Annotated in this window: 10 protein-coding genes; 4 read left to right on the top strand and 6 right to left on the bottom strand. The window is 41.5% G+C overall.

What is annotated here, in order from left to right:
- Positions 1 to 75: 75 nt before the first annotated feature.
- Both R2Q66_RS01235 and truA read right to left on the bottom strand, forming a co-directional pair.
- Positions 76 to 1,848 (bottom strand): ABC transporter ATP-binding protein, encoded by a 1,773-nt coding sequence (locus R2Q66_RS01235; protein ID WP_316746075.1) that lies wholly within the window; start codon positions 1,846 to 1,848, stop codon positions 76 to 78.
- Positions 1,841 to 2,617: a tRNA pseudouridine(38-40) synthase TruA gene (truA, locus tag R2Q66_RS01240; RefSeq protein WP_316746077.1), complete on the bottom strand. Its 777-nt coding sequence runs from the start codon at positions 2,615 to 2,617 to the stop codon at positions 1,841 to 1,843. Before truA ends, R2Q66_RS01235 begins: the two co-directional genes overlap by 8 nt.
- A gap of 84 nt (positions 2,618 to 2,701) precedes the next feature.
- On the opposite strand from truA, the gene R2Q66_RS01245 reads away from it, so the two are divergent.
- Positions 2,702 to 3,160 (top strand): DUF4293 domain-containing protein, encoded by a 459-nt coding sequence (locus R2Q66_RS01245; protein WP_316746079.1) that lies wholly within the window; start codon positions 2,702 to 2,704, stop codon positions 3,158 to 3,160.
- 85 nt (positions 3,161 to 3,245) lie between these two features.
- Positions 3,246 to 5,174: a DEAD/DEAH box helicase gene (locus R2Q66_RS01250; protein ID WP_316746081.1), complete on the top strand. Its 1,929-nt coding sequence runs from the start codon at positions 3,246 to 3,248 to the stop codon at positions 5,172 to 5,174.
- Between the two features lie 89 nt (positions 5,175 to 5,263).
- Here the strand turns inward: R2Q66_RS01250 and R2Q66_RS01255 are convergent, their stop codons facing one another.
- The 4 genes from R2Q66_RS01255 to R2Q66_RS01270 form a co-directional block, all read right to left on the bottom strand.
- Complete coding sequence (locus tag R2Q66_RS01255; RefSeq protein WP_316746083.1) at positions 5,264 to 5,584, bottom strand: hypothetical protein; 321 nt, start codon at positions 5,582 to 5,584, stop codon at positions 5,264 to 5,266.
- Between the two features lie 51 nt (positions 5,585 to 5,635).
- Positions 5,636 to 6,634: an NAD(P)H-dependent glycerol-3-phosphate dehydrogenase gene (locus tag R2Q66_RS01260; protein WP_316746084.1), complete on the bottom strand. Its 999-nt coding sequence runs from the start codon at positions 6,632 to 6,634 to the stop codon at positions 5,636 to 5,638.
- Positions 6,635 to 6,709: 75 nt separating this feature from the next.
- Complete coding sequence (locus tag R2Q66_RS01265; protein WP_316746086.1) at positions 6,710 to 8,056, bottom strand: efflux RND transporter periplasmic adaptor subunit; 1,347 nt, start codon at positions 8,054 to 8,056, stop codon at positions 6,710 to 6,712.
- Positions 8,057 to 8,100: 44 nt separating this feature from the next.
- Positions 8,101 to 9,555 (bottom strand): TolC family protein, encoded by a 1,455-nt coding sequence (locus R2Q66_RS01270; protein WP_316746088.1) that lies wholly within the window; start codon positions 9,553 to 9,555, stop codon positions 8,101 to 8,103.
- An 87-nt stretch (positions 9,556 to 9,642) separates the two neighbouring features.
- Between R2Q66_RS01270 and R2Q66_RS01275 the strand changes: the two genes are divergently transcribed.
- Together R2Q66_RS01275 and R2Q66_RS01280 are read left to right on the top strand one after the other, a co-directional pair.
- A complete protein-coding gene (locus tag R2Q66_RS01275; protein ID WP_316746090.1) occupies positions 9,643 to 10,260 on the top strand; it encodes a polysaccharide deacetylase family protein in 618 nt (205 codons plus the stop codon).
- Between the two features lie 275 nt (positions 10,261 to 10,535).
- The gene (locus tag R2Q66_RS01280) at positions 10,536 to 12,812 is read left to right on the top strand and encodes an aconitate hydratase (protein WP_316746092.1); all 2,277 of its coding nucleotides are present in this window, start codon (positions 10,536 to 10,538) and stop codon (positions 12,810 to 12,812) included.
- Positions 12,813 to 12,827 lie beyond the last annotated feature (15 nt).

A 12,827-nucleotide genomic window follows, 5' to 3' on the forward strand; every position in this document is an offset into this window, starting at 1 on the left:
AATATATCCAATCTTTTTTCGATTTTTAAAAGAGGATTCAGTATCCCGTAATAACCCTGCTTAACCAGTTGGAGTTTAAGCAGAGACAATGCCCCCGGAGTTGAATTGAAGGTCGTACAGACGCTTGTAATAGCCATCCAGCTTCAATAATTCCTGATGCGTTCCCATTTCTTTAATCTCCCCTTTATCCAGCACCAGAATCTGATCCGCTTTTTGAATGGTCGATAAACGGTGTGCAATCACGATCGAAGTTCTTCCTTTCATCAGCTTCTCAATGGCGCGCTGAATCAGCATCTCTGTTTCTGTATCTACAGAAGAAGTGGCCTCATCCAATACCAGAATAGATGGATTATAGACCAGCGCGCGAATAAATGAAATCAATTGCGCTTGTCCGGCAGAAAGCGTTGCACCGCGTTCCATCACATTATACTGGTAGCCTCCCGGCAATCGCTCGATAAAATCATGAGCACCTACTTTTTTAGCCGCATTCACCACTTCTTCCATTCCGATTTCCGGATTATTTAAAGTGATGTTATTAAAGATGGTATCTGAAAACAAGAATACATCCTGTAATACCGTGGCAATATTTTTCCTCAGGAAATCCAGTTTATAATCCTGAATTGGCACCCCGTCAATTTTAATCTGCCCTTTTTGAATCTCATAAAACCTGTTCAGGATATTGATGGTAGAAGATTTTCCGGCACCGGTAGCACCCACCAGGGCGATCGTTTTGCCGGCTTTCACTTCAAAAGAAATGTTTTTCAGTACATAATTTTCATCGATATAGGCGAACCATACCTTTTCAAAAGAAATAGCTCCAGCCATTTTTGCCGGCGCATACGTTCCTTTATCCTCCGTTTTTTCGTCCGTATCTAATACTTTGAACACCCGCTCTGCACCCACCATTCCCATTTGCAGGGTATTGAATTTATCGGCAAGCTCCCTGATCGGGCGGAACAACATACTTATATATAGGATGAACTCGGCAATCGTGCCGGGGGTTACATCCATCGGCTTTGCCAGAATACTTTTAGAGCCATACCAAACGAGTAAGCCCAGCGACATGGCAGAAATGATTTCTACTACCGGAAAAAATATAGAATAATACCAGTTAGAGCGGATATTGGCATCACGGTAACGGGCATTGATTTTGATGAATTTTTTATATTCCTGCTGTTCTCTGGCAAAATACTGGATGATAGAAACGCCTGAAATGTGTTCCTGCAAATAAGTATTCAGGTTGGAGACTTCCGTTCTGATCTCCTGAAAAGCGGATTTGATGGCTTTCTGAAAAACAGAAGTTGCAATCATTAATAAAGGCATGGGCAGCAATACGACAAAAGTAAGGGACCAATCTCTGTAAATCATCACCGCAATGATCACAATCACCATCAGGATATCGCCGATGATCACGATTAATCCTTCGGAAAAGATCTCTGCGATGGTTTCCAGATCGGAAACGGTACGGGTGATCAATTGACCGATGGGCGTATTGTCGAAATATTTTAACCTTAATTTAGTAATGTGATTGAATACGTTGATTCTTAAATCTCGTATGGCCGACTGACCCAGGGTATTGGTCAGCAGTGTCTGACAAAATTGAATTCCTGCCTGAACCACCAGTAGCACCAACATCAAGATCGTCATATTTAGTAAACCGGCATACTCCCCTTTCATGATGTAATGATCCAGGGTATATTGAATCAGGAATGGTCTTGCCGGAGCAATTAAGGCCAGCAATATCGTCAGTACGATTGCCCAGATAAAGATATTGCGGTAAGGTTTTACATATTGAAAAACTCTTCTCAACAGGCCAACATTTAACGCATCACCACTTATTTTAGACATATGAATAGGTTACATAGGGATAAACAACTTGGACCAGGTACAAACCGCAGGCAGGAACTGATTGTCCCGCATTACTTCTGTTTTTTTGCTCCATGATTTCCTGAAAATCATTTTTGGTAATTTCATGCTTACCTACGCGGATTAAAGTGCCCACCACTGCGCGCACCATATTCCTTAAAAAGCGATCCGCAGAAATGGTAAATTTCAATCCACCTTCGATTTCCTCGAAAAAAGCGGCAGTCACCTTACAGTTATTGGTAAAGGTCTGGGTATTGGATTTACTGAAGCAGGAAAAATCGGTATGTGCGAGAATCAGCTTTGCGGCTTCATTCATGGCAGGCACATCCAAATCTCCTTTAAACAACCAGGAACGCTCTAATTTAAAAGGATCTTTATGGAAGTGGAGGTAATAATTATAGGCTCTTTGGGTGGCATCGAAACGGGCATGTGCTTCAGCCGCGACCGGAAAAACTCTTTTCACAGCAATCTGATAAGACAGCAGGGAATTGATTCCAGCCAGGGAGCGTTCTACATTTACAGGTTTCTCCGGATTGATTTCCAGGTCAAAATGTGCAAAAAACTCGGTGGCATGAACGCCGGCATCGGTGCGGCCACAACCTAAGCTAGCGACTGGCTGCCGGAAATAGACCGACAAAGCTTTGTCGAGGCACTCCTGTACGGTAATGGCATTGGGCTGAACCTGCCAGCCATGGAATGCAGTCCCATTATAGGACAGTTCAATAAAATATCGTTGTATGTTCGGTTTCAATAGCGCAAATTTAATCTTTTGAATCAAGATATTGATTGGTAAGTATAGGCCTTTTAATATATTTGTTGAAATTATTGAACTGATATGATACAAAGAGTACAATCTATCTGGCTGCTGTTGGCGAGCCTAACTATCTTACTTTTATTGTTTGTTCCGATTGTGAGCAGCCAGTCGGCCGGATCAGAATATTGGATTCTTGCGACGGGTTTATACAAAAAAACGAATGGTGTTTCGGGTAAAATCGAGTACTTTAAACCATTATTTATGAATACGGTGGCGGTAAGTATGTTGTGTTTTGCGACGATTTTCACTTTTAAAAAGACGATCGGGCAGAAGCGATTAACTATTTTCGTGATGGTTTCGACGTTATTTTTAGGCTTCTGGATCTTCAATGCGGCGCAAAATATGCCTGGTGGGATCGCTTCGGTAAACCTTGGTGTTGGTGCATTCCTTCCCCTTATCAGTCTAATTTTTTGTGCATTAGCACTACGCGGAATCCGAAAAGACGAGCAATTACTGAGGTCGGCGGATAGGCTCCGATAATTAATTACCTCATTTTTATTTAGTTACGCACTCTTGAAATGCCAATAATTAACTGTATCTTTGCGGCTTAATATAATATATATACATGATAAACCCATTTAAATTATTGGGGATAAGTGATGACGTTGTTAATGCTGTAAAGGATTTAGGTTTCGAAAATCCAACACCTATTCAGGAACAAAGTATTCCTGTACTGTTAGAGGGCAATAACGATTTTGTTGGTTTGGCCCAAACAGGAACAGGGAAAACAGCCGCATTTGGCTTGCCGCTGTTAGAATTGATAGACTTTAAAAGCAATAAGCCTCAGGCATTGATTTTATGCCCTACAAGAGAGCTTTGCTTACAGATTACTAATGACATCAAGAATTTCTCAAAAAACATCTCTGGTGCTAGTGTAGTTGCCGTTTACGGTGGCGCTAACATTATGCAACAGTTGCGTGAAATTAGAAACGGTGTACAAATTGTTGTGGCTACACCTGGTCGTATGTTGGACATTATTGGCAGAAAAGCTATAGATTTCACAAGTGTGAAATATGTAGTTTTAGATGAAGCTGATGAGATGTTGAACATGGGTTTCCAGGAAGACATCAACGACATTTTGTCTACCACTCCTGACGACAAAAAAACCTGGTTATTCTCCGCTACTATGCCTCCAGAGGTTAGAAGAATAGCGAAAAACTACATGGATTCTCCAGTAGAATTAACCATGGGTACCAAAAACACTGGTAACGTAAATATTGAGCATGAGTACTACATTGTACGTGCAAGAGATAAATACGCTGCTTTAAAACGTATCGTAGATTTTAACCCTGAAATCTTTGCGGTAGTGTTCTGTAAAACCAAAATGGATACACAGGACGTTGCTGAGCACTTGATCAAAGACGGTTATAATGCAGATGCTTTACACGGAGATTTATCTCAACAACAACGTGATAAAGTAATGCAACGTTTCCGTGAGCGTAACATGCAATTATTAATTGCTACTGATGTTGCGGCACGTGGTATTGACGTTCAGAACGTAACACACGTTGTGAATTACTCACTACCTGACGAGATTGAAAGTTATACTCACCGTTCTGGTCGTACTGGCCGTGCTGGTAAATCGGGTATTTCTATCTGTATCGTTAACTCTAAAGAACTTGGAAAAATCCGTCAGATTGAAAGAATCATCGGTAAACAATTTACCAAAGCTACTTTACCTACAGGTTTTGACGTTTGTGAGAAGCAATTATTTGCTTTGGTACACAAGGTTCACAATGTAGAAGTTAACGAAGCTCAAATTGAGCAATACATCCCTAGAATTATGGATGAGTTTGCTGAATTAAGTAAAGAAGACGTGATCAAACGTTTTGCATCTTTAGAGTTTAACCGCTTTTTAGAGTACTACAAAAACGCACCAGATCTTAACTCTTCTGCTGACGACCGCGGTGAGAGATCTGAGCGTGGAGAACGTGGCGAAAGAGGTCCAAGAAACAGTGAAGGTTACACACGTTTGTTTATCAACTTAGGTTCGGTAGATGACTTTACAAGAGGTGATTTATTATCTTTTGTTTGTAACAACGGTAAAATCAGTGGAAAAAGCATTGGCAAAATCGACTTAAAAGGTGTGTATTCATTCTTTGAAGTAGAAGATGCAACTGTAGAATCTTTATTCAGTAACTTCAAAGGTGTTGAATTCAACAACCGTGGTGTTAGAATTGAGAAAACAGCTGATGGCGACGGTGGCGGCGGTGAACGTCGTGGTGGCGGCGAACGTCGTGGTGGATTCGGTGGCGGTGGTGGCAGACGCGAAGGCGGAAGTTACGGCGGCGGCGGAAGAAGCGGCGGTGGCGGCGACAGAAGAAGCAGCGGTGGTGGCGATAGAAGAAGCAGTGGCGGAAGCGGCGGCGGAGGTGGTTTCAGAGATTTCTCTGGAAGAAGCCGTGAAGATCGTGGCGCTGGCGGAGCTGGTGGTGCAGGCAGACGCGAAGGCGGAAGCGGTGCTGGTAGCGGCGACAGAAGACGTAGATCTTAATCCCATATCATATAAAAAAGGGTCGGTTTCCATATGGAGACCGACCCTTTTTCATTTAACAGGTTTCTAAACCTGCGTATTTCATCTGGTTAAGATTTGTTTTCGGGTCTGGTTTTAATCTGAGATTCTTTCAGATATACCTTCGCTCCCTTTTTATTGATATAGTACTTTTTATTTTTACTGTTGATATAAACATCAGAACCGTCTGGCGCCATCTTTCCTTTATAGGTCTGATCGGCAACTTTTGAGGCTCCTTTTACTGCCACTTCAGCGGTTTTATTCCCTACTTTTTTAGCGGTTTTACCGATGGCCTGGCCAACGGATTCTTTCTTTTCCTGTGCAGTTGCATTAAACGCAAATGCCGTAAAGCATGCCAAAGCTAGTCCGGCAACTAAAATTTGTTTTCTCATAGCGCTATGTTGTTGTTATAAACTGATAACAAGCGTTTTGAAGAATTGTTTTTAATTGAGTTGTTCCGTAAGTAAGCCCATTTCTGCCTGTGGCGAATGTTGCTCATACAGAATCGCATATACTGCCCTGCTGATTGGCATATCCACTTTATACTTTAAATTGATGTGGTGCATACACTTTACCGCATAGTACCCTTCGGCTACCATATTCATTTCCAGCTGTGCGGATTTTACGGTATAGCCCTTCCCTACCATGTTTCCAAAAGTACGGTTCCTGCTGAACTGAGAATAAGCGGTTACGAGTAAATCTCCCAGATAGGCAGACTCTTTAATGTCGCGGTCGATGGGATGTACGGCATCCACAAATCTTTTGATCTCTCTGATCGCATTAGAGATCAATACCGCCTGAAAATTATCGCCATAGCCTACCCCGTGACAAATTCCACTGGCTACTGCATAAATATTTTTCAATACCGCAGCGTACTCAGTTCCGAAGATGTCATCAGAAACATTTGTTTTGATATACCTGTTGCGAAGTAATCCGGCAAAAAATGCGGATAAATCTTCGTCTAAGGAAGCTATAGTCAGGTAAGATAGTTTTTCCAGCGCCACTTCTTCTGCGTGACAAGGTCCGCTGATGACCACAATATCTTTAACCGGCACCTGGTATTTAGTTTGCAGGAATTCGCCGATGATCTGATTCTCATCAGGAACAATCCCTTTGATCGCAGAGATGATCTTCTTGCCCTTTAACAGTTCCGGTGTAACGTCTTTCAGTGTTTCTTTAAGGAAGGCAGCAGGTACATTTAAAATGATGTAATCTGACTGCTCAATGATGCGCACGATATCATTTGATATGTGGCTATCAGGAAGCCTGATTTCTACGGAACTCAGGTAATTTGGATTGTGTTTGTATTTTTTGAGGTGACTGATGGCCTCTTCATTGCGCATCCACCAATAGATTTCTTTTGGTGTTTCATTATCAGAAAGCATTTTTACTATAGCAGTAGCCCAACTACCCCCACCAATCATTGCAACTTTAGGTATCATACAGTATTAAATAAAAAAACCCCGGTTATTGTTTTAACCGGGGCAATTTACTCATTTAAAAATGATTGATAAAGTTTACTTTTTGTCTGGATTGACAAACAATTGATCTTTAGTAGTTTTCTCTACTTTCATACCATCTTTCAATCTATTCTGGATGGCAGAGTATGGACCAGACACCACTTCTTGTCCGGCTTTAAGACCTGATTTAATAATAATATACTGGTCGTCCTGAATTCCAGTGGTTACAGGCACCTTTTTAACGGTTCCGTTATCGTACACATAAACGAACTGTTTAACCGTTTTATCAGTCAGCTTTGCTTTTTGTTTGTCTACGTTTTCGTCGTTACCTTCCGTTTTTTCGTCTTTTTTACTACTTTCTGTAAATACCGCCTGGATTGGAACAGCCATACCTTTTTCCGACTGACTTTCAATATCTACCGTTGCCGATAAACCTGGTCTGAATGGAGAAGGAAGGTCTTTAGCGCCACCTTTAACGCCCTGGTAAGAATCTGCAAGGATTCTGATTTTCACCACAAAGTTGGTTACCTGATCAACTGAAGTCACGGCAGAACCGATGTCTTTAGAAGAACTCGCAATTTCGGTTACGACACCTTTGAATTTCTTATCTGCAAATGCATCCACTTCAATCTTGGCACTATCGCCAACATTAACCCTGTTGATGTCGTTCTCATTCACATCCACGTTTACTTCCATGGTAGTCAGGTTGGAGATTCTCATGATTTCCGTTCCTGCCATTTGTGCGGTACCTAAAATACGGTCACCTAATTCTACAGATAGTTTCGAGATCACCCCGTTAACCGGTGCATATATCGTTGCTTTTGCCAGGTTGGCATTGGCTTCCTGCACATTTGCTCCGGATTGTTCCAATTGGAATTTCGCCGCAGTATAGTCTTCTTTAGACCTTGCAAGGTTTGTTTTGGCAGTTAAATAAGCGGCTTTCGCGGCATCAAATTCCGAAGCAGAAATCACTTTCCTTTTGAAAAGCTCCACATTACGTTTGTAGGTTGCTTCTGCATTTTCAAAGTTACCTTCATTCTGTCTCATCATCTGTAAGGCCGAAGCTACACTTGCTTTTTGTGAGCTGTAAGAAGCTGTGGCTCTATCATAACCCGATTTCAATACATCCGGACGAACTTTAATCAGCAACTGGCCTTTTTTAACCACATCGCCTTCTTTCACTAAAAGTTCAGTCACCTCACCGGAAACCTCAGAACTTAATTTCACTTCGGTTTCAGGCTGCACCTTACCACTGGCAGTTACCGTTTCTGTTACTGTACGTTCCGCAGCTTTCTCAATCGTCACTTTTTCAATCTTCTCACCACCGATAACGCCCGTAAGCTTTAGAATAACTACAACAGCAATCAGGATGCCTAATGTAATGAGTATGGGTTTTAGTTTCATTTGTTTTTGTTTATATATTTATATCAATCGGATCTTGTAATGGTCTAGAAAACAATCTGTTTACCCAGGTAATAATCAATTACTTTAGCTCTGAAAATTAAGTCATATTTGGCCTGGATCATGTCGATCTCGGCTTTATTCATGTTAGACTGAGAAGTACTGAAATCCAAAGAGTTCACCAATCCAACAGCATAACGTTGTTCAATCACATGGAAAGCATCTTTTTGTGCTTCAAAGGTATTGGTCGTTGCGCTTAAACGACCTTCTGCGCCTTTTAAATCGGCCACTGCCTGATAAATCACTTTATTCAGGTTATTTTTTGCCAGCTGCTCATCAGCGATACTTTGCAGGTGTGTAATTTTAGCTTTTCTAACTGTAGATCTCGCCTGGAAGCCATTAAAGATAGGAATCTGAAGAGAAAGACCTACATATTGACCAAAGTTATCACGGAACTGATCTTTGAAATGATATTTCTCAGAAAGCGTTCTGAATATCGGTGAATTTACAAGCGCACCAGTACCTTCCACTACCCCTACCGGTAACATGCCAATCACTTCCGTAGTACGTGTGATCTGCTGTCTGCCACTGGAATAGTTGGTGCTTAATCCAGCGCCAAAAGATAAGGTCGGATAATAGTTTCCTTTAGCGATGTCAATACTTTTTTGTGCCGCTTCCGAACGTAGGCTGGCTAGTTTGATATCAGGGAAAAGCTTCATCGAAGAGTCATAGATTTCCTCTGGATTGCCATTTGCAGCAGCAGGAAGGGTTAGTTTCGACAATGGCGCCTGTACTTCATACTGAGTTGAAGAAGGGATATCCATTAACTGCGCCAGGGTAAGGTAAGAAATCGTCAATGCGTTTACGGCATTGGTTACGGTCAGATCAGCGGTAGCCAGCTGAGATTTTGCCTGAGAAAGATCTGCAAGGGTTTTATTCCCTACATCTAAAAGTTGTTGCTCTCTGTCCAGCTGTTTTTTAGCGACACTCTGTTGCTCTTTTGCTGCTTTTAAAAGGTCTTTATTATAAAGAATTTGTAAATAACCTGTTACTACTTGTAAGACCAGGTCGTTTTTAATTTTTTCGGTGTTGGTTTGATCTGCACTTAACAATAGTTTGTTTTGCTTGATCTGGTTGATTTTCTGAAAGCCCTGAAAGATATTCAATCCTGCGGATACACCGGCATTTAAGGACGAAAACTGGGAGCTGTTGAAGGAGTTGGTGGATGGATCCACGCTACGTCCGAAGTTGATATTGTAACTACCATTTCCATTTAAGGTAGGTAGCAATGCGTTTTTAGATTGCTTTAGGTTCTCATCAGATAGGCTCTCACTATATTTAGATTGCTTGACCTGTAGATTATTAGTCAGGGTCTTTTCTATCGCTTCCTGGATGGTGATCACTTCCTGCGCTTCGGAGTTTTGCGCAAAACCTGTAATCAATGCTAATGACAAAACTAAGCCGAGCTTGGGTAACGCATTAGAAGTGGTAAACTTTCTCATAATTTTAATTTCACAATAATAATATAAACAACTAACTGATTTTGCAAATTCCGCAGGTACACCATTTGTATTTTACTACATTTGGGCATGTATCTGGTTAAATCTCCGTTATTATTGAAATGGTATTACCCATCTCTGGTTTGGCACAAAACCCGAGCTCAAAGTGTTATTTATTTAACCTTTGACGACGGTCCTATACCAGATGTTACAGACTTCGTGCTAAAAACTTTAAAAAGCTTTGAGGCTAAAGCTACCTTTTTTTGTATTGGTGATAATATCCAAAAACACCCTTCAATCTTCCATCAGCTGAAAGCAGATGGGCATGCGATCGGCAACCATACCTTTAACCACTTAAAGGGTTGGAAAACGGATGACAAGACTTACCTGGAGAATTTCCGCCAGTGTCAGCAATTGACCAATACCAATTTATTCCGCCCGCCATACGGCAGGATTAAAAAGTCACAGATCGCGAGCCTTCGGGCGGAGTTCCCTGAGCTGGAGATCATCATGTGGGATGTACTGAGCGGCGATTTCGACGTACAGCTTGCTCCCGAAAAGTGTTACGAAAATGTGATTAAACATACCCGTAATGGCGCTATTATTGTTTTTCACGATAGCCTGAAAGCTTTCGACCGCTTACAATATACCTTGCCCCGTGCCCTGCAATATTTCAGCGAAAAGGGCTATCAGTTTGCCACTTTATAATTTTATATGCCCTTAAGCCAAGCACAGGCCAGGAATAAATCCTTTAGCATTTCACTGTTTATCTGCAGCTTATCCAGCTTTTGTGTTTTTATGGTGTTCATTTCTGAACAGCGTTGTTCGTAAATGACCATTCCCGAAGATTATTCGCATCGCCCTGCATTATTTAGAATATGTATAAATAATATAATGATCATCAGATGATGGCCTGCACCTGTTTTTTTTCGTAAATTCGCTACAAATAAAAACAATACTTACCCTTTTAACACATATTATCAATGGCTTTTGATATAGAAATGATCAAAAAGGTGTATGCAAACTTTGGCCCCCGTGTAGAGGCGGCCCGTAAATTAGTAGGCAGACCTTTAACACTTTCAGAAAAAATTCTTTACACCCACCTTTGGGATGGTAATACAAATACTTCTTACGTAAGAGGTACTGATTATGTAGATTTTGCTCCTGACCGTGTGGCCATGCAAGATGCTACTGCACAGATGGCTTTATTGCAATTTATGCAAGCGGGAAGACCAAGAGTAGCTGTTCCTTCAACAGTTCATTGCGATCACTTAATTACTGCAAAATACGGTGCTGAGGTAGATTTACCAGCAGCAAACACGGAAAGTAAAGAGGTTTTTGACTTCCTTGCTTCTGTTTCAAATAAATATGGTATTGGCTTCTGGAAACCAGGTGCAGGTATTATTCACCAGGTGGTATTAGAAAACTATGCTTTCCCGGGTGGTATGATGATCGGTACTGACTCTCACACTGTGAATGCAGGTGGTTTAGGTATGGTTGCCATTGGTGTAGGTGGTGCTGATGCATGTGATGTAATGGCAGGCTTACCATGGGAGCTTAAATTCCCTAAATTAATCGGTATTAAATTAACCGGTAAATTAAGTGGATGGGTTTCTGCGAAAGATGTAATCCTTAAGGTTGCGGGTATCCTTACTGTAAAAGGTGGTACTGGTGCAATTGTAGAATATTTTGGTGAAGGTGCCAGCAGCATGAGCTGTACTGGTAAAGGAACCATCTGTAATATGGGTGCTGAAATTGGCGCAACTACCTCTACATTCGGTTACGATGAGAGCATGGAGCGTTATTTACGTGCTACAGACAGAGCAGATGTTGCTGATGCAGCAAATGAAATTAAAGAACATTTAACAGGTGATGCAGAAGTTTATGCAGAGCCGGAAAAATATTTTGACCAGATCATTGAGATCAACTTATCTGAACTTGAGCCTTATTTGAACGGCCCTTTCACTCCGGATTTGGCGACGCCAATTTCTAAAATGAAAGAAGTAGCTGCTGCAAACGGATGGCCAATGAAAATTGATGTTGGCTTGATCGGTTCTTGTACGAACTCTTCTTATGAAGATATCTCCCGTGCAGTAAGTATCGCAAAACAGGTTGATGAAAAAGGCTTAACTGCTAAAGCAGAATACTGTATCAATCCAGGTTCTGAGCAGATTCGTTACACGATTCAACGTGATGGTTTCTTAGACGTATTCGAGAAAATCGGTGCTAAAGTATTTACCAATGCTTGTGGTCCATGTATCGGTATGTGGGACAGAGTTGGTGCAGAGAAACAAGAGAAAAACACAATCGTTCACTCTTTCAACAGAAACTTTGCGAAACGTGCGGATGGTAACCCAAACACTTTTGCTTTTGTAGGTTCTCCGGAACTGGTAACTGCATTGGCTATCGCTGGTGATTTAAGCTTTAACCCGTTAACGGATACTTTAACAAATAACAATGGTGAGCAGGTAAAATTAGATCCACCAACAGGATTTGAATTGCCTCCAAGAGGTTTTGCTGTGGATGACGCAGGTTACCAGGAGCCAGCTGCCGATGGTAGCGGTGTAGAGGTATTGGTTTCTCCGGCTTCTCACAGGTTACAATTGCTTGATCCTTTCAAAGCATGGGAAGGTACAGACCTTAAAGGCCTGAAATTACTGATCAAAGCAAAAGGTAAATGTACAACGGATCATATCTCTATGGCTGGTCCATGGTTGAAATTCCGTGGTCACCTGGATAACATTTCGAACAATATGTTGATCGGTGCGGTTAACTATTTCAACGAAAAAACTGATAACGTTAAGAATGTACTGACTGGCGAATATGGTCCGGTTCCAGCAACTCAACGTGCATATAAAGCTGCAAATGTAGGTACTATTGTGGTTGGTGATGAAAACTATGGTGAAGGATCTAGTCGTGAACACGCGGCAATGGAACCTCGTCACCTAGGTGTTCGCGCGGTATTGGTGAAATCTTTTGCCCGTATCCATGAAACCAACCTGAAGAAACAAGGTATGCTTGGTTTGACGTTCGCAAACAAAGAAGATTATGATAAAATTCAGGAAGATGATACCATTGATATCATTGGCTTGACAACTTTCAGTCCTGATGTTCCATTAACGTTGGTGTTAAACCATGCTGATGGTACTAAAGAAGAGATCGTGGTTAACCATAGCTACAATGCTCAACAGATTGAATGGTTCAAAGCAGGTGGTGCGTTAAACATCATCCGTAAAGAAGCAGCAGCGAAAAACGCTTAGTAGTTTTTTAAAGCT

Source organism: Pedobacter gandavensis, from assembly GCF_032677645.1.
Lineage (GTDB): Bacteria > Bacteroidota > Bacteroidia > Sphingobacteriales > Sphingobacteriaceae > Pedobacter > Pedobacter gandavensis_A.